Origin of the sequence: Clostridium sp. DSM 8431 (genome assembly GCF_900116755.1) — a bacterium.
In the GTDB taxonomy this organism is placed as follows: Bacteria; Bacillota; Clostridia; order Clostridiales; family Clostridiaceae; genus Clostridium.
This window is the reverse complement of sequence record NZ_FPBY01000067.1, coordinates 1-18,035: the sequence shown is the minus strand read 5'-3', so window position 1 is coordinate 18,035 and position 18,035 is coordinate 1. Positions and strand designations below refer to the sequence as shown.

Annotated in this window: 16 protein-coding genes; 3 read left to right on the top strand and 13 right to left on the bottom strand. The window is 28.9% G+C overall.

The features are described 5' to 3' along the window. Window positions 1–114 precede the first annotated feature (114 nt). From BM384_RS08530 to tsaD, 9 genes are all read right to left on the bottom strand, one after another. Entirely contained in the window at window positions 115–1,251 is a 1,137-nt protein-coding gene (locus BM384_RS08530; protein WP_090012865.1) for an ABC transporter substrate-binding protein, read from the bottom strand. A gap of 87 nt (window positions 1,252–1,338) precedes the next feature. Continuing rightward, window positions 1,339–1,725 carry a carboxypeptidase-like regulatory domain-containing protein gene (locus BM384_RS08525; protein WP_090012863.1) on the bottom strand — a complete coding sequence of 129 codons (387 nt, stop codon included), beginning with the start codon at window positions 1,723–1,725 and terminating at the stop codon, window positions 1,339–1,341. Between the two features lie 241 nt (window positions 1,726–1,966). Continuing rightward, the gene (locus tag BM384_RS08520) at window positions 1,967–2,281 is read right to left on the bottom strand and encodes a transposase-like zinc-binding domain-containing protein (protein ID WP_090012862.1); all 315 of its coding nucleotides are present in this window, start codon (window positions 2,279–2,281) and stop codon (window positions 1,967–1,969) included. 123 nt (window positions 2,282–2,404) lie between these two features. Next, complete coding sequence (locus BM384_RS08515; RefSeq protein WP_207650710.1) at window positions 2,405–2,710, bottom strand: PTS lactose/cellobiose transporter subunit IIA; 306 nt, start codon at window positions 2,708–2,710, stop codon at window positions 2,405–2,407. A 62-nt stretch (window positions 2,711–2,772) separates the two neighbouring features. Further along, window positions 2,773–3,087 (bottom strand): PTS sugar transporter subunit IIB, encoded by a 315-nt coding sequence (locus tag BM384_RS08510; RefSeq protein WP_090012860.1) that lies wholly within the window; start codon window positions 3,085–3,087, stop codon window positions 2,773–2,775. A 184-nt stretch (window positions 3,088–3,271) separates the two neighbouring features. Continuing rightward, window positions 3,272–5,986: a sigma-54-dependent transcriptional regulator gene (locus tag BM384_RS08505; protein WP_090012858.1), complete on the bottom strand. Its 2,715-nt coding sequence runs from the start codon at window positions 5,984–5,986 to the stop codon at window positions 3,272–3,274. Between the two features lie 48 nt (window positions 5,987–6,034). Continuing rightward, window positions 6,035–7,249 (bottom strand): S1C family serine protease, encoded by a 1,215-nt coding sequence (locus tag BM384_RS08500; protein WP_090012857.1) that lies wholly within the window; start codon window positions 7,247–7,249, stop codon window positions 6,035–6,037. 94 nt (window positions 7,250–7,343) lie between these two features. Continuing rightward, window positions 7,344–8,363, bottom strand: coding sequence for an alpha/beta hydrolase (locus BM384_RS08495; RefSeq protein ID WP_090012855.1), 1,020 nt, complete (start codon window positions 8,361–8,363; stop codon window positions 7,344–7,346). Window positions 8,364–8,376: 13 nt separating this feature from the next. Next, window positions 8,377–9,396 carry a tRNA (adenosine(37)-N6)-threonylcarbamoyltransferase complex transferase subunit TsaD gene (gene tsaD, locus BM384_RS08490; RefSeq protein WP_090012853.1) on the bottom strand — a complete coding sequence of 340 codons (1,020 nt, stop codon included), beginning with the start codon at window positions 9,394–9,396 and terminating at the stop codon, window positions 8,377–8,379. 214 nt (window positions 9,397–9,610) lie between these two features. On the opposite strand from tsaD, the gene BM384_RS08485 reads away from it, so the two are divergent. Together BM384_RS08485 and BM384_RS08480 are read left to right on the top strand one after the other, a co-directional pair. Then, window positions 9,611–10,231 (top strand): RusA family crossover junction endodeoxyribonuclease, encoded by a 621-nt coding sequence (locus tag BM384_RS08485; RefSeq protein WP_090012851.1) that lies wholly within the window; start codon window positions 9,611–9,613, stop codon window positions 10,229–10,231. Window positions 10,232–10,248: 17 nt separating this feature from the next. Beyond that, window positions 10,249–10,806, top strand: coding sequence for a GDSL-type esterase/lipase family protein (locus BM384_RS08480; RefSeq protein ID WP_090012850.1), 558 nt, complete (start codon window positions 10,249–10,251; stop codon window positions 10,804–10,806). Here BM384_RS08480 and BM384_RS08475 read toward each other — a convergent pair. Next, window positions 10,798–11,754: an NAD(P)/FAD-dependent oxidoreductase gene (locus BM384_RS08475; RefSeq protein ID WP_090012848.1), complete on the bottom strand. Its 957-nt coding sequence runs from the start codon at window positions 11,752–11,754 to the stop codon at window positions 10,798–10,800. The two genes, BM384_RS08480 and BM384_RS08475, sit on opposite strands and share 9 nt — an antisense overlap. A gap of 165 nt (window positions 11,755–11,919) precedes the next feature. Here BM384_RS08475 and BM384_RS08470 point away from each other — a divergent pair, with 165 nt between their 5' ends. Beyond that, the gene (locus tag BM384_RS08470) at window positions 11,920–13,791 is read left to right on the top strand and encodes an LTA synthase family protein (protein WP_090012846.1); all 1,872 of its coding nucleotides are present in this window, start codon (window positions 11,920–11,922) and stop codon (window positions 13,789–13,791) included. Window positions 13,792–13,877: 86 nt separating this feature from the next. Here the strand turns inward: BM384_RS08470 and BM384_RS08465 are convergent, their stop codons facing one another. From BM384_RS08465 to BM384_RS08455, 3 genes are all read right to left on the bottom strand, one after another. After that, window positions 13,878–15,221 (bottom strand): TldD/PmbA family protein, encoded by a 1,344-nt coding sequence (locus BM384_RS08465; RefSeq protein WP_090012844.1) that lies wholly within the window; start codon window positions 15,219–15,221, stop codon window positions 13,878–13,880. Window positions 15,222–15,231: 10 nt separating this feature from the next. After that, a complete protein-coding gene (locus tag BM384_RS08460; RefSeq protein WP_090012843.1) occupies window positions 15,232–16,614 on the bottom strand; it encodes a TldD/PmbA family protein in 1,383 nt (460 codons plus the stop codon). Window positions 16,615–16,721: 107 nt separating this feature from the next. After that, window positions 16,722–17,666 carry a polysaccharide deacetylase family protein gene (locus BM384_RS08455; RefSeq protein WP_090012842.1) on the bottom strand — a complete coding sequence of 315 codons (945 nt, stop codon included), beginning with the start codon at window positions 17,664–17,666 and terminating at the stop codon, window positions 16,722–16,724. Window positions 17,667–18,035 lie beyond the last annotated feature (369 nt).

Sequence of the window (18,035 nt, the reverse complement as noted above, 5' to 3'; positions counted from 1 at the left end):
TTATTTGGTATCATAATTTAATTTTACCAAAAAATCGCTGTAAGTTTAATGCCTACAGCGATTTTCTTTTTAGGAGAGTTTTTTTACATCCCCCTTTTAATTATTTTAATTATTTTATTTATATTCATTTTTTATTTTCACATATAAATCATAGTCCGCAATTACTGGTGCTTTTTGCATTATATTATTCATTGTTACAATTGGGCTCATCCCAGAAAAGTTATTAATACCTGTTTCTATAGATTTTGTATTATATGCAGATAAGAAACATGTATAGAAGTCTCCATTTAATATATATTCTTCCTTATCAGTGTTATTATTAGCCACATAATCCATGAATTTTTTAATTAGCTTAGAATTTTTATCATGGTTTTTTAAAACAATAAAATTATCTCCTTCTGCAACATAAAATCTATTACTTCCATTATATTTTGAAGGTACATTAGTAGCTATCCACTCACACTTTTCATCAATCTTACTTAATTCATACATGCCATTATTAGAAGATATTCTTGCAAAGAATTCTCCTTTTTTATTTGTATTAAGTATACCTGCTTGAGTTAACTCACTAAGACTATTGTTAACATAGTTTTTAATTGCCTCTTCATCAGTAATTTCTTCCATTCCTTGCATTATAAGAAGAGAAATTAAATCTTCATAATCTTTCCCAACAGCATTTAATATACCTATTTTTCCTCCACTTTTCTCTCTTATATCTCTTCCAATATTTACAAGGTTATTCCATGTATTAATTTCACTATAAGTATATCCATAAGCATTAAGCATATCCTCTCTAACATATAACACTAATGGTCTTGATGTTATAGGAATTCCTAATAAATTTCCTTCACTTGTTATTTCAGAAATTCTTGCTTTTGTATAGTTTTTAGAAAAACTATTTATTACTTCCTCATTAGCTTTAAAAGATATATTATCATACTCTTTTTCAATATTTCTTATTTCTAAACTGCTCAATTGTACAATATCAGGTACATTATTTTGTGCTATAGTTGAATTTATTTCACCATCTTGAACCTGTATAACTTTAATATTAGCTTTTGAATTTTGCTCCATGAAGTCTTCAGCTACTTTTTTCATATATTCATAAGTATCACTTTTAGTCCATATTACTAAATTTCCTTTAACAGCATCATTATCTTTTCTTTCAAAAAAATTAACTATGAATAATGACGTTGCTACTACCAAGAGTATCAATAACGATATGGCTACATTTCTATTTTTTTTACTCATACATACACCTCTAACAATTTATATTTTAAGTATAAAACATCTTATAAAAAATAAAAAGCCCTTATAAAAAGGGCTTTTTGAATATAATTAATGGCAAGGGTCATCACAGTGGTCTTTACAACTATTAGCATTTATTCCTATACATTGTCCTTCGTAGCAACTTACATCTAATGGCATATATTTTACATGAATATTGTCTTTATATACTTTTAGCATATATTTTTTACATGGACATAAAGGTCCTAATAAAAATTGACCATATTGATCTGTAAAAGTGTGAGTTAATGGACAAGGTAATTTACATCCATCAACTACTTGTAATAATTTAACTACTGCATCTGCTACTGGGTTTCCATTTTTATCTAAAACTGTTCCATGAATGACTGCTCTTCTTTCCTCTGATAACTTAATAACTGCCTCTATTTGTTCATTTTCCTTTGGACATATTGAACATACTGCACATTTTCCGCTCATAACTTTTACCTCCATTGTTTTTTATACTAATAACATATGTCCATATTAAGAAAATGTTACTTAATAAATAAAAAAGGCTCAATTATTGAATAGAGTGATAAATAAAACTGGCTATTCAAATATAGGCAAAGGTCCCTTAAAATTCGTATTTACATAAGTATGTTCACCCTGTATAAACAATGAACATCTCCAAAATTTATCAAAAATATATTTAAATAAGGATAAATAATTAGCTAGATATTTAGTTGAAACACCTCTGTAAACTGATAAATTTCATCCATAAACTTATATCCTTTTTAGATGAGAAAATAGGGGTATGAGTACTTTGTGCGAAGGACTTTTTGCAGGATTTACAAAGATATCTTTGAACATTTTTGTTCTTTCCATTTTTAGCTATGTATTTATTATGGCAATGAGGGCAAATTAATTTTGAGTCTTTTTTAATTGAAGATAATTCAATTAGCTTGCTTATATCAACAATTAATTTTCTTTTTAAGGAATTATTCATAGGTTTTATCATTTCTAATACTTTATCGTAATGCTTATACGAATTCAAATATATCATCTCCTAAAAAATCTTTGTTAAGATGATTGACATATTTTATCACTTTTATCCATAATACAGCCATAAAAATACGAGATAGGCACTTAAATCCTATCCCGCATTTTTTAAATATTACTATTTAATTCTTGCATATAAATCCACAATTTCTTTAGCCATTTGTTGTAATGTCATTGAAGTCATGAAATGATCTTGAGCATGAACCATTAATAGAGACATTTGAATTTTTTCTCCACCAGCCTCTGCTTGAATTAATGAAGTTTGCGTATTATGAGCTTCTTGAAGTTCTTCCTCAGATTGTTTCATTTTAGCCATAGCATCATCTATGTTTCCTTCTTTTGCATCTTGGATAGCTTCTATTGCATAACTTCTAGCTTCTCCACTATGTGTTATAAGTGACATTATTTCCATTTCTTTTTCCATTTTTTATATCTCCCTTTCAACTACAAAATTTATATAACCCTAAAACCCCATTCTAATTTATACTAAACACCTTGATTAACTAAGTCTAAAGCAAGTTTTAATACTTTTGCTCCATTCATAGTTCCATATTCAACTGTTGGAATTACACTCACTGGAATTCCCTTTGGTTCATATTTTTCTTTCATTTTCTTTAATAAAAATCTAACTTGTGGTCCTAATAATAAAACATCCATTTCATCTTCGTGATTCTTAACATCAGCCTCACTCATTGCTTGTATTGCAGTATCAATTCCTTGTTCCTTTGCAGCAGCCTGCATCTTTGTTACTAATAAACTTGTTGACATACCTGCTGAACAGCATAATATAATTTTAGTCATAATTGACAACCTCCTATATAATTAAATTTTTATGATTAGCATTTATTTACACTTATATAATAAGCAATTTACATGCCAAACTTAAAAATTAAATGTTTACATGTTTTTTAAGACGTTTTCACAACTTTTACAAAAAAACTGTGTAATTTATTTACACAGTTTTTCTACACACAACATTTAAAAATTACACATTTACATTGTTCTCAATCATGATTCTTATGATAAATGCAATCTGGTTATCTGTAATATTTATGCTATAGGTACTTTCTAAAATTCTGAGGCTCTGTTTTATTAAAATAAACTCTTTTGCATGTTTTTCTCTATATTCACTAAGCTTATCAAAATCCGAATCTTTTCCACCCTTAACTCTATTATCAACTAAAAAACATAGATGAAGTATGATTCCAACTTCAACCTCATGAAGTATCTTTAAATTAAGTCTTTCTTCTATTTCCTTAATACATTTTCTAACTAATGCAACAAGTTTTACTCCATCTAAATTATTAAACTGATCATCTACTGATTTTGATAATTTATAATAATCCTCTTCCTGTAATATTCTTTTATCTAACCTATCTATACCTTCCCATCTTAATATATCTGGAGCAGGTACAAAAGGAATACCCTCTATTCTTATATTAACTGTTCCTACTATTGCTATTACATTATATTCATCCTTTATAAATTCTACTTTTTGAGTAAACTCATTTCTATCTAGAATATTTAAAGGAATTATTTCTACCTTATCACTATTAATAAGATTTTTATTTAATATTTGTTTTATCTTTTCAGCTGAACCTTCCCCTGTAAAACAAGAGGTAATAATAGCAGTACCCTTTATATGATTATCTGCTATTTTTTTAAATCTTAATCCTCCACCATTCATTTCTATACAGGTTCTATATATATCATCTAAACTTCTTCCATCAATTGATTTTCTTACAGCTTCAATGACCATTAATGTAGTTACCATATCAACTGTTTTTATTCTTATTCCTGTTTCTTCACTAATCATATCTCCAAAATTAGTTAAAGAACCCATATCAACTAATAAAAGAACGCCGTTTTCTCCCCCCATATCTATTATTTTTTCTTTTGCTAGTGCATACATTTCTTCTGCTTTCATATCAAGAGGCATATCTAATGCTTCTGCATAATTTTCTCCAATAAGCTTATTTGCAACATCCGCCATACTTGTAGCTGTACTAAAGCCATGCATAATCACTAGTACCCTCACATTTCCTATTTTCTTTTCAATATCATCATAAGGTTTAGTTGCTATAAACATAGTTAAATATCCAATTTCATCTAAAGGTACCTTTATATCAAAAGCTTCATCAACAATCTTTGCTGCTTCCATTGCAATATAAAATTCATCACTATACTCACTTCTAATAAAGTTTAACTTAGGATGATAGATATCTATCCCTCTTTTTATTCTTTCTATACTTCCTTGCAGGTGAAGAGCTAAACCTAAATATACCTTTTCATCGTACTGTCTATTTAATTTTTCTGATGCTATAACTAATATTTCTTCAACTATATTAATTATGGAAATATCAACTATCTTAGATATATCTTCTTTAATATGCGGTTTCTTTAAATCATTAATATATTTCTTAAAATACTTATTTATATCTATATTTAATATTTCACTAATTTCCTTTTCAGCTATACCCTTAGACTTTAATTCCCTAAACTTTCCTTCAATAATATCATAGAAGTATTTATTTTTTTCTTCATGTTTATTTAAAGATATCTTAAGTGAATCATCATCATTCTTATAATTAAACTCTAAGACATTCCCCATATTTTCTAATAAGCTTTCTATATCATTTCTATATTCTTGAAGCTTCATTATACCCTTTTTTACCTTGGATGTAAGATCTCCCTGCTCAACTAATATAATGCTCTTATCATTTACTTTATAATTTAGAAATGCCTTAGCACATGCAAGTTGAATATCACTTTTTAATTGACCTATATTATTAGGACAATCATATAATAAAAATGATATAAAGGCATTTTTATTAAAATAAATACTTTTATCTAATCTTTTAGATTCATTCTTTATAAAGTTTTCCATTAAATAATAACGCTCTTTTACTGTTCTTTCTTTTAATGGAGGCAAAGTTATCATCATAGGTATTCTTCGTGTAAATGTTCTAAGCATAAAGGATTTTGGTTCTTCAGTTGTAGCTGCAATAATCTGTGCATCAGCCTGAGTAAGTTTTTCTGTTTCACCTAAAGGTCTAAAAACTCCATTATCAATATAGGTAAATAACATTTCCTGTGCTTGAGGTGCAAGTCTATGTATTTCATCTAAAAAGATAATTCCTCCATCAGCCTTTTTTAGAAGCCCTTCTCTATCTGAATCTGCTCCTGTATATGCTCCTTTTTTAACACCAAAAATCTGTGCTATAACAAGCTGTGGATTATCTGCATAGTCTGCACAATTAAATCTTACAAAAGGAGCATTTGTCTTTAACATTCCATTCTCTATAGCAAATCTATACATTAATTCTGCAAACATAGATTTACCTACACCAGTTTCTCCAAGAATCAATGTATGAAGACCATGTGGAGGATAAAGCATAGCTGCCTTTGCCTGCTGAACTTGAATTTGAAGACTTAAGTTAGCCCCAATCATACTATTAAAACTATCTTTTTTCTTATTTATCTTTTCAGATATTTTTTCTTTTTTAGCAGAAATAGAGTAGATAACAGGTCTCCCTCCTGTTTTATCTACTCTACTTTCTTTATATAATATATTTAAATATCTAGAAATATTAGCTCTATCTAAATTCATATATTCACTTAATTCTAAAGCTGATACTCCTCTATCATATTCATCTTGTAATTTTTCTAGTGACTCATATATTTCATCTAATTTACTCATATTAACCCCCCATTTAATGGAAATGTTAATATTATTGTATCATATTATCTAGTTATTTTCAGCTTGTAATGTAAGTTGTAAATCTACCTCTTGATTATTTCTTTCAACAGTTACAGTTACAGTATCTCCAGAATTCTTTTCAGATTTTAACTGACTTAATTCTTCAGCTGTCTTTACTCTCTTTCCGTCAAACTTGATAATTACATCGCCTTGTTTCATTCCTGCTTTTTCTGCTGGAGATCCTTGATTTACACTTTTTACAAATAATCCTTCAGGATATCCTGTCTTTAATGCAGTATTTGAATCAATTTGTTGAATGCTTATACCCAATGTTAATATTGGTTTAGATAATGAATCAATTCTTTCCTTTGCTGTATTTATAGGAATTGCAAATCCCATTCCTTCAACGCTTGCATTATCAGATGAACCAGAAGAACCTATCTTCATAGAGTTAATACCTATAACCTGACCCTTTGTATTAACTAATGGACCACCACTATTACCTGCATTAATAGCAGCATCAGTTTGAATAACACTAATTGTATTTCCTGATTCAGATTGAACATTTCTATTAACTGCACTTATTACACCCTTTGTTAATGTTTGTGCAAATTCTTTTGATAATGGTGTACCTATTGCAAGAACATCTTCACCTGGATATAAAGCATCTGAGTCACCAAGTTCTGCAACTCCTGGAATTTCTGTTCCTTCTGCTAATTTTATCATTGCAATATCCATTCCTTCATCATAATTAACAACTTTAGCCGATGCTTGATTTCCATCACTTAAAAGTACTGTAACATCTGTACTATTTGCTATAACATGATAGTTTGTTAATATATAACCTTCTTCATTTATAATAAATCCTGATCCTAATCCTTCAACTTGTTGAGAATAAAGACCTCCGTAAACTTCTTGAATACTCTTAGTTGAAATTGTTACAACTGCTGGCTTCACCTTTTCAAAAGCCTCTGATATTGTTAATGCACCATCATCACTACTTGCGAATTCTGGTGGCGCATATGATGCTGATTCTACTACCTTATTTGTTGCCATTTTCTTATATGTCATATAACTTCCACAAAAACCACCTAATAATGCTACTACTACCCCTGAAGCTACTGCAGTTACCCATTTTGCAGTACCTTTTCTTCTTTTTACTCGTTCTATATTATGATGATTATCTTCACCTACAAACGTAAAGTTGGGATTAGTATATTGTCTTGAGTTATTATTTTCATTATTATTTTCGTTATTATACATAATTATTTACCTCCTAAATATTTTCTAATCGCTTCTCTATATTTACGAGTATACTCCTGTTTTGTGACAAGTATATGTCATAATTACCTTTATTTTAATTATTTATATCATTCTTTGATATTTTCTTTGCTGACTTAACAACATTTGAAATTCCTGAAACTATTGAAGATGGATCAGTTACTGATATTACAGTATCTTCTGATTTAGTTAAATAAACTGTAGTTAAATCTTCACTTCCAATATTTTTAATAGGATTATCTTCATTATTTGTAATAATATATAGAGGTTTCCCTTTAAGCATTCCAGCACTTTGGTTACTAGCTGAATATGAATATAGATTTTCTAATTCATTATTTATAGCTTTTCTATATGCTGACTGATCTTTTAATATATTAAACTCTTTTAATTCATCAGGAGTTAAACTTTTTTCAAACTCTTCCACATGATAATCAAGATTTAATTTATCAATAAGTTTAGTTAGTGCAAATTTAGTTCCAGTCTTTTCTATCTTGCTTTTTAAATAATCAAACTTAATGTTATGCCTAAATTCACTACTTTTTATTGTGTCTTCTGAATATGGATTTATTAATACCATTCCTTCAACTGATTCTGGATATAATCTTGCAAAATCAGTCAATACAAGGCTTCCATATTCCTCTCCAACTAATATAAGCTTTCCGCTTACTCCTGCTTTTCTTAGTAATATTTTTAAATTTTCTGCTTGTTTTTCAGTTGATTCTCCCGAAGGTGCATCACTAAATCCATATCCTCTTCTATTATAGACAAAGGTCTTAACATCTATACCCTTATCTTTTAATCCATTTATTACAGCATTCCATTCATTTAGATTTGTTCCTATGGCTCCATCAAAAACAACTGTATAATCACCGGTTCCACTAAATTTATATTCCATCTTTTTATTATCTACTTTTGCATAATACAATGAAGAAGAAATTTTATCATTTCCAAAAAAATCGCTAATACTTTGAATAAGAAAACCAATAAGAAATATTGCTGCTATTATTATTGCAATATTTTTTACCCATTGCCTTGCATCAGCTTTTTCCTTCATATTTACTTTTTTTAAACCATTTGATTCCGGTATAAGATTCATATTACTATAACCTCTATCTTTCTCCTAACTTTAAGTTTGGTTTAGCATTTAAATCTAATTTAGATTCTTTATTATTCATCATTTCAAAATAAGCAGCTGCACCTATCATTGCTGCATTGTCTGTGCATAGTACTGGATCTGGGAATAATATTTTTATTCCTCTTTTATCTCCCTCTTCTATTAAAGCCTTTCTTAAAGCTGAATTAGATGCAACTCCTCCAGCTATGGCAATCTTATCTAAGTTTTTCTTTTCACATGTTAAAAATACATTATCTTTAAGTACTTCTACTACTGCATGTTGGAATGAAGCAGCTACATCAGCTCTATTAACTTCTTCTTCCTTCATATTTGCCTTATTAAGATAATTTAATACTGCTGATTTTAATCCACTAAATGAAAAATCTAACGTATCTTCATGGAAATTAGCTCTTGGGAATTTTAATGCTAGAGGATTACCTTCCTTTGCTAACTTATCAATTTTAGGACCTCCTGGATATCCAAGGCCTATAGCTCTAGCTACCTTATCAAAAGCTTCTCCTGCTGCATCATCTCTTGTCTGTCCTAATACTTCATATTTATCATAATCTTTTACATGTACTATAAATGTATGTCCTCCTGACACTACTAATGAAACAAAAGGTGGTTTTAAATCCTTATGTTGAATATAATTAGCACAAATATGCCCTTCTATATGGTTAACACCTATTAATGGTTTTTTAGCTGCATATGCTAAACCCTTTGCGTATTGAAGTCCAACAAGTAAAGCTCCAACAAGACCTGGTCCATAAGTTACACCAACAGCATCTATATCATCCATAGTAACTTCTGCTTTTCTAAGAGCTTCTTTTACTACAGCATCTACTGATTCAATATGCATTCTTGAAGCTACTTCTGGAACTACTCCTCCAAACTTTGTATGTGTATCTATTTGAGTTGCTATTACATTAGATAAAACTTCTCTTCCATCTCTTACTACTGCTGCTGAAGTCTCATCGCAACTTGATTCAATAGCTAATATTAATTTACTTTTCATCTTTACTATCCCTCGTTTTTCCTTTTTTAAGTCAATATGTATTATACTTTATCTAAAATTTTATATCAATGAATTAACTTGTACTTATTTTTATTATAGAGTATATTTAAACCTAGATTATTAATTTATTATAAAGAATTAGGTATAAATATCTATTATATTTATTTTCTAATAAATTATATCATTTAACATAATATAAAGGAGTTTTTTTCAAATGTCATCTTATGCAAAAGTAGTTGTAGGAGGATCTCCTATAACTAAATCAAACTTTAAATTACATAACAAAGAAGGTCGTGCAATTCTCCCTTCAAATTCAGGAAATTATCATGATAGATATGCTTTATATGAACAGGAAATTGCTTATACCGCAAGATGTCAAAACCCAGATGTAGTACTTGAAGAAAGTCTTACTGCTATTTTAAAAGTATACTATAAAAGTGAAAAACGACATCCTGATACTATTAATATAACTAAGAGTATTTTTGATGGTATTGAAAAAAGCGGACTTATCGTTAATGATGCTCAAGTTAGAAATATTATTGTAGAGGAATTTTATGATAAAGAAAATCCAAGATTTGAACTAGAGCTATTTGGAGAAAGTGAATATTCTTTATCTTATAACATTCAAAAAAATGATTCCCCTAAAGAAAAGAGATTATACACTCCAATTAGAAAGAATGTTATTAAAAATCCTGCTAAAAATGAAGAAGTTATGGAAACTACTAATAAAAATACCTGTTCAATATGCAATAAAGTTATTATAGGTGATGATTTTATAACTGCTGATAAAGGTAAGACTATAATATGTAATAAATGTTTTAAGAAATTATATTAAAAGGAAGTGCTACTTATATGGAAGATTTATTAATTTTAATAGGTGATAGTTTAACTTTTGGATACGGAAATCCAAAAAAGAATACCTGGGCTTATAAACTTTCTAAAGAGGTTCCTATTAAAGTTATAAACAAAGGTATTAATGGTGATATTACGCCTTCTATGTTAAATAGATTTTATAAAGATGTTTCTTTAGGGCACCCTTCAAAAGTATTTATTATGGGTGGAACTAATGATTTATTAAGTGGAAGAAGTGTAAAATCTATTATAAGTAACATAGAACTTATGATTAAAGAATCTAAGGATATCGATATAATAATTGGAATACCTCCATATATAAAAAAAGAGATGGCAGAAAAATTATTTTCCCCATCTGCTCTTTATGATTACTGTACTACTAATCTTCCTATATTAAAAGATGAACTTATCAAACTTTGTAATAAACATTCTATAAAGTATATAGACTTTTATTCACTAACATTATCAAATGTTAATAATGATATTTATATTGATGGAATTCATCTAAATTCTAAAGGAAATGATTTAATTTTAAATGCGCTTCTAAAATTAATCTAAACTTTTAATATATGTAGATGCGGCAATAGCTGCATCTATTCCATTTAGGCCTTTTTCTTTTACTGCATGAACACCATATAGTACATTTCCACATGCAAATAGCCCTTCATTAGATGTTTGATAATTATTCACTTCTACACTTTTTGTATAATCATTTATTTTTAAATTTAATCCTTCAAGGCTATATATTTCCGGGAAATAACCTACTGAAAGAATTAAAGAATCACATTTTAACATACTTTCTTCATATGTATTAATATCTTTAATATTTACTCCTTCCACTCTTTCCTTTCCAAATATACCAGTAAGCACTTTATTTTCTATTACAGGTATATTAAAGCCTTCAATTATATTTTTATCCTCTTTATCAAACCTAAAGTCTTCATTAGTTTCTATTAATAGTCCTTGAATTTTTCCACCTTCAATTACTATTCTTCTTGCTACTATCAATCCCCACTTACTATTAACTACAATAAATGGCCTATTTCCTGGCATATATCCTTCTTGATTAATTATTCTGTGCGCATTACCTATAGTATATATTCCTGCAAATCTATTAGTTGCAATAGCTATACTTCCAGTATAAACTTCTCTACATCCAGATGCTAAAATTATTGCTTTTCCATGAACTTTAGCAATACCTTCATTAGGAGATACATATTCAACATTGTTACCTTCTTCTATTTTTAAAACCTCAGAGTTAAGTTTTACTTCTATATTAGTCTTTTCAATTTTCTCTTCTAAATAATTAACATATTCAGGCCCTGTAACTACTCTATCTAAAACTTCTTCTCCAAAATCATTATGTATAAATTGATTTAAGATTCCTCCTAAGATTTCTCCTCTTTCTATTATTAGTATCTTATCTATATTTTCATTATGAGCAGTCAATGCTGCTGTCATTCCACTAATACCGCCACCAACTATTATTAAATCATATTCTTTCATAAGCAAACGTCTTCCTTCCAAAAACTTTTCTTTCTCAATTATACCATATGTTTCTTCTAAAATATTTTTATAAAACTATCCTATTTTATTAAGATTTCTTTATAAATTTGATAATCGTTAATTACTGTAATATAATTTAAAAAGATTGTTAGAAAGAGGTGTACCATGGATAAATTATTTTCCAATATTAAAAACTACTTTAAATCCTTTTCCAAGCAAGATTTAATAAAAATATTCCTATTTATTATTCCTCTTGTAGGAGTGATTTTTAAAGGAATTGTTCTACAAGGTTACATTCAAAATAGTGATCCATATAATTTAGACCTTGGACTTGGATATTCAAAGGCACAATATTTTTTATCTTATTATTTAGCCTTTACCCTTTTATTTTTTAGTTTTGCATTTCTATTTAAGAATAGAGGAAGAGTTATATATTTATTTGTAATCGATATTTTACTTACTGCATTAACTCTTTTAGACGTTATGTACTTTAGAGGATTTTTAACAGTTCCTTCTGTTCTTATTTTAACTCAAACTGCAAACCTTGATAACTTAGGCGGGACAGTAACTTCAATGTTAACTTCTTCTGATGCTATAATGTTCTTAGACCTAGTTATTTTTGCAATATATGTATTTTTAACTAGAGATACATATAAAAAGGGAACAGGCAAAAGAGCTATTAAAACATTTTTAGTTACATTTATCGTTCCATTAATATATGTTGCTTATGTACCATTTAATATTAATGTTCTAGGTAATGAAGATGTAAAAAATGCTTATTTATTTGATGATTATGATCCAACAAATACATGTAGATACTTTACTTCTACTGGATATCATATAATAGATCTTTATACTGTATATAGAGATTCTAAACCTTATACATTAACTGATAAAGAAAATGAACAAATTGAAGAATACTATGAATGGAAAAATGAAAACTTACCAGATAATCAATATGCAGGTATTTCAAAAGGTAAAAACCTTATTATAATCCAAGTTGAATCTCTTGAAGATTTCGTTATTGGAAGAAGTATTGAAGGCCAAGAAATTACTCCTAACTTAAATAGATTAATAAATAAGAGTCTTTACTTCCCTAATATATACGAACAAGTTAATGAAGGTACAAGTTCTGATTGTGACTTAATGTTAACTACATCAATGCTTCCACTTAGAAGGGGTTCTACATTCTTTAGATATCCTAATACAACTTATAATTCATTACCCAAAATATTAGGTGCAAATGGCTATTCACAAATATCTATGCACCCTGATAAAGGTTCATTCTGGAATTATGCTAATGCATTAAAAGGTGGAATTAATTTTGAAAACTTTATTGATTATTTCTCTTTTGATTCTAGTGATCAAATAGGACTTGGAATAAGTGATAAGAGCTATTTTTCTCAAGTTGCAGAAAAATTACAGGACTTAAAAACTCCATTCTATGCACATACAATAACATTAAGTAATCATGGTCCATTTGACCTTCCAGAAAACTTAAGAGAATTAAAATTAAATAGTGAATTAGATAAAAGTGAACTTGGTGGATACTTCCAAAGCGTTCGTTACACAGATTCTGCTATTAATGAATTCTTAAATAAGCTTGATGAAGAAGGATTATTAGATAATACAACAGTAGTTATTACAGGTGACCATACTGGTGTTCATAAATACTATAATAGCAGTATTGAAGGCTTATCAAATAAAGAAGATTGGTTCTTAGATAATGGTGAACCTACAGTTCCATTTATTATCTATGATAAAAACCTATCAGTAGAGCCAAAAACATTTGATACAATAGGTGGTCAAATAGATATAATGCCAACAATTCTATATCTATATGGTATTGATGCAAGTGAGTATAAAAATACAGCACTTGGAAGAAATCTTCTTAATACAAATAGAAGTTTTTCAATTACTACTAATGGAATTGTAAGAGGAAATAATGTTTCTGAAGAAGATGCAACTCAGCTTACAAATATACTTGAACTTTCTGATAAGATGATTAGAGCTGATTATTTTAAAGGAAAATATTAGAAGGCAAAATAAAAGAAGATGTCGTTTGAATTATTCAAATTACATCTTCTTATTTTATTTGCAGTTAGTATAAAAAATATATTTTTCTACTTTCCTGCTACTGAAATTTCTTTAACTCTTACAGAAGGTGAACCTACACTGCTCATTGGGAATTTTAAGTCATAAGCAATATCTTCTATCTCTTTTAATAATTCAAAGAAGTTTCCTGCTACTGTTATTTGTTCAACAGGATAAGACTTCTTTCCTCCATCTATATAAAATCCTTTTGAACTTAATGAGAAATCACCTGTTATAGCATTAGCTCCTGAATGTAATCCTGAAAACTCAGTAATAAGTAATCCTTCATTAACGTCTTTCATTAATTCATCTAATGATTTGCTTCCCTTTTCAATATAGAAGTTAGTACTATCTACACCAACTGGTAAAGAATATGATGGCTTAAATCCATTTCCTGTACTCTTAACCCCTGCCTTATTAGCAGTCTTTAAATTATGAAGGAGTGTTTTTAAAACCCCATTAGATACTACCTCCTTTGAATATGTGGCTACCCCTTCATCATCAAAAGGAGTTGAAGCAAGCCCATTTTCTAAATGAGGGTTATCTACTATTGTTACTTTATCAGAAGCTATAACTTCTCCTTCCTTATCCTTTAATAAAGATAATCCCTTTTGAGCTGAATCTGCACTAAATATATCTGCAAAGGTACTCAATAAAGAAACCATAGCTTCATTATTTATTACAGCTTTATATACTCCTGAATGTACTGATTTACCTCCTATTCTACTTAAAGCTTCTTCTACTCCTTCTTTAGCAATCTTAGCAGTATCTACTTCATTTAATGAATTTGCAACTACATATCCTGTACCATCATATTTTTCGTCATTATCTTTAATAACAGGTACAACATATGCACTTAAAAGATTTCCCCTATTATTTAAGGCTAATCCCTTTGTGTTATAAATTCCATAATTAGATTTTCCATAAGCAACACTACATCCTGCTATATTTTGAACTTTATCAGAATATTTCTTTGCTTCCTTTTCTAAGTTCATAGTAATATCTATAAGCTCCTTGGCATCTACATTTTCTAAATCCTCAGAATAAGAATTTACCTTTGCATATTCACTATCTCCATCGTATATAAACTGCATATCTTCACTTTCAATTAACATAGCACTATCTTTAGCACTCTTAATCATCATATCTATAGCATCTTCATCAATTATCTCTGTATAGGAATATCCCATTTTATTATTGATTTTCCCTCTAAAAGATAATCCAAAAGTCTTATTTAAATTATATTTTTCAACTTCTTGTTCATAGACAGATATACTTAAATTCTCTCTATTTACAAAATATATTTCACATTCTTCAAAACCTTCATTTTTTGCCTTTTTAAATAAAAGTTCTTTAAATTGATCAAATTCCATAATATACCTCCTATCTTCCACCAACAGTCATATCTTTAACTCTAATCATTGGCTGCCCTACATTAACTGGGATACTTCCAGAAGATGATCCACACATACCTTGTGCCATTTCCATATTATATCCTACCATATCAATATTCATTAATACTTCGCTACCTTTACCTATAAGACTGGCACCTCTAACAGGTTCTTGAATCTTACCGTTTTTAACAAGATATCCTTCAGAAACAGCAAAATTAAATTCACCAGTTACAGGATTAACAGATCCGCCACCCATTTTCTTAGCGTAAAGTCCATCAGATATAGAAGCTATAATATCTTCTGGTTTATCATCTCCTGCAGCTATATACGTATTAGTCATTCTTGATGTAGGTGCGTATTTATAGCTTTGCCTTCTACCACTTCCTGTAGATTTCATACCCATTCTACGTCCATTTAACTTATCTATCATAAATGACTTCAATATTCCATTTTCAATTAAAACATTCTTTTGAGTAGGATTCCCTTCATCATCAATGTTTAGAGAACCCCATTCATTAGCTATTGTACCATCATCTATAGCTGTAATTTTAGTTGATGCAATTTGCTCACCTAACTTATCTGCAAATACTGAATTACCCTTTGCAACTGACGTAGCTTCAAGAGAGTGTCCACATGATTCATGGAATATTACCCCTCCAAAACCATTATCAATAGCAACAGTCATATTTCCAGCTGGACAATTTCTAGCATGAAGCATTACATATGCACTTCTAGCAGCTTCTCTTCCATAATACTCAGGATCTAGATTATCGAATATTTCAAAGCCCTTATGAGCCCCTGGCCCTTCAAATCCTGTTTGATTTTCATTATCCTTAGATGCTACTGCATTAACTGCTAAACGAGTTCTTACACGTCTATCCTCTGCATATACCCCCTCACTATTAGCTACAAGTATCTTTTGATCTTTATCTAAATATGTTACTGAAACCTGACTTATTTCTGAATTAAATTCCTTTGCACTCTTATAAGCATCTTTCATTTTTATTATCTTTTTATCATATCCGATAGTATTTGGATAGTACTTAATATTATTTATATTGTTATACTCTAATCTATCATTTACTATAATTACTTTATCTTCTTTTAATGTTCCTAATGCTAGTGCAGCCTTGTGAGCAGTATCTAGAAGACTTGTTAAAGAATTTTCATTAGTATATGCATATACACTCTTTAATCCTTTAAATATTCTTATTCCTACACCGTAAGTTCTACCTCCTAACGCATTTTCAACTTTATTATCTAAAATTTTTATAGTGTTAGATATAGAATCTTCTTCAAATATTTCTGCGAAGTCTCCTCCTGTCTTTAAACACTCTGATAAAATTTTTGACGCTACTTCTCTTGAAATCATTTTTTACCTCCTATCTTCACTTATATTGAAATAAATAAAAACATATTAAGGTTATGATATCACAATTCTAAAAATCATGGTACCATATCCCTAATATGTTATTATATTTATTTCATAGTTCTGAATTCAAAACCTTCACTTTTTAAATAATCTATTATTCCCTGTAACGATTTCACCGTTTCTTCTTTTCCATAAGTATCATGCATCAATATTACTACACTATCAGCATTTGGGCCTAATCCTTCTACTGTTTGTTTTGTGCATTCAACTAATTCAGCTGCATCCTTTTTCTTGCCTTCTGCATCCTTTGATAATGCATTCCAATCCATAATAGCATATTTATTTTCATCAAAAATTGCTCTTATAGCTTCTCTTCCATTCCAAGACCAATATCCACCTGGGAATCTTACTACCCTAGTTGAAAAATCTTTTCCTAAAGCATTTTGTAATCTATCATTACATTTTAATACATCATTCCAGAAATTAGTTGCATCTATTGTTCTGCCTGGATATAAATAATTATAATCATGACTATATGTATGATTTGCTATGGCATGCCCTTCTTTTGCTTCACGCTTTAAAATTTCTCTAGCTTCCTCTGAAGAATCTAACTGTTTACCCATAATAAAGAAGGTTGCTTTCACATCGTTTTCTTTTAATATATCTAAAACATCCGGTGTATTAGTTGTAGATGGTCCATCATCAAAAGTTAAATATGCTACTTTCTTTCCATCATCTCTAACAGGATATTGCTTTGTCCCCTTTAATAACCCTTCAGTTCTAGCAAAAACCTCCATTGCATCATCTGCATTTGGATCTTGCTCTAATGTTAAATATCCGCTATTATCTAACTTACTGTCTTGACTTGAATTTGTATCATCTGAATTTGTATCTTCTACGTTTCCTGCCACATTAACTTCTTCACTTACAGATTCTACATTATTACCTGTATGTTTTTGATAAACTATAACAACACACGTAAGAATAACTAAAATAGATACTATAATTGATATTGCTTTTTTGTTAAACCTATTAGTTTGTCTTTTCTTCATTTTACATCCCCACTATTTACAAAATACTATTTTTATATCATAAAGTATAATTTATAACAACCTATTCTATTATACATTTTTTTATCTATAAATGAAGCCTTTTGTCTATAAATATTTAAAGTAAGAAAAAATTAAGTTAATAGTAATAAAAGAACAAAGTGGCTGACACCACGCTTTTCAGCGCAGAAGGCCGCTTTGTTATGCCTTAAAAAGGTTCTAAAAGTAAAATAATCTCATATTAAAATACAATTTAATTATTTTGCTTTTAAATTCCTTTGCGGCCTACAATTATTTTTTAATGCATTTAACAACTTCCATATGAGAAAGCCAGTTAAAATCAGTGTTTAACATCAAAAAAATTTTATATTT

Bases quoted from the DNA above. Each gene is read 5' to 3' on its own strand.
- tsaD (WP_090012853.1), bottom strand. From the start codon at position 9,396: ATGAAAAGTAAATTAATATTAGCTATTGAATCAAGTTGCGATGAGACT.
- BM384_RS08470 (WP_090012846.1), top strand. From the start codon at position 11,920: ATGGATAAATTATTTTCCAATATTAAAAACTACTTTAAATCCTTTTCC.
- BM384_RS08530 (WP_090012865.1), bottom strand. From the start codon at position 1,251: ATGAGTAAAAAAAATAGAAATGTAGCCATATCGTTATTGATACTCTTG.
- BM384_RS08460 (WP_090012843.1), bottom strand. From the start codon at position 16,614: ATGATTTCAAGAGAAGTAGCGTCAAAAATTTTATCAGAGTGTTTAAAG.
- BM384_RS08525 (WP_090012863.1), bottom strand. From the start codon at position 1,725: ATGAGCGGAAAATGTGCAGTATGTTCAATATGTCCAAAGGAAAATGAA.
- BM384_RS08500 (WP_090012857.1), bottom strand. From the start codon at position 7,249: ATGTATAATAACGAAAATAATAATGAAAATAATAACTCAAGACAATAT.
- BM384_RS08475 (WP_090012848.1), bottom strand. From the start codon at position 11,754: ATGAAAGAATATGATTTAATAATAGTTGGTGGCGGTATTAGTGGAATG.
- BM384_RS08505 (WP_090012858.1), bottom strand. From the start codon at position 5,986: ATGAGTAAATTAGATGAAATATATGAGTCACTAGAAAAATTACAAGAT.
- BM384_RS08480 (WP_090012850.1), top strand. From the start codon at position 10,249: ATGGAAGATTTATTAATTTTAATAGGTGATAGTTTAACTTTTGGATAC.
- BM384_RS08510 (WP_090012860.1), bottom strand. From the start codon at position 3,087: ATGACTAAAATTATATTATGCTGTTCAGCAGGTATGTCAACAAGTTTA.
- BM384_RS08465 (WP_090012844.1), bottom strand. From the start codon at position 15,221: ATGGAATTTGATCAATTTAAAGAACTTTTATTTAAAAAGGCAAAAAAT.
- BM384_RS08455 (WP_090012842.1), bottom strand. From the start codon at position 17,666: ATGAAGAAAAGACAAACTAATAGGTTTAACAAAAAAGCAATATCAATT.
- BM384_RS08485 (WP_090012851.1), top strand. From the start codon at position 9,611: ATGTCATCTTATGCAAAAGTAGTTGTAGGAGGATCTCCTATAACTAAA.
- BM384_RS08495 (WP_090012855.1), bottom strand. From the start codon at position 8,363: ATGAATCTTATACCGGAATCAAATGGTTTAAAAAAAGTAAATATGAAG.
- BM384_RS08515 (WP_207650710.1), bottom strand. From the start codon at position 2,710: ATGGAAAAAGAAATGGAAATAATGTCACTTATAACACATAGTGGAGAA.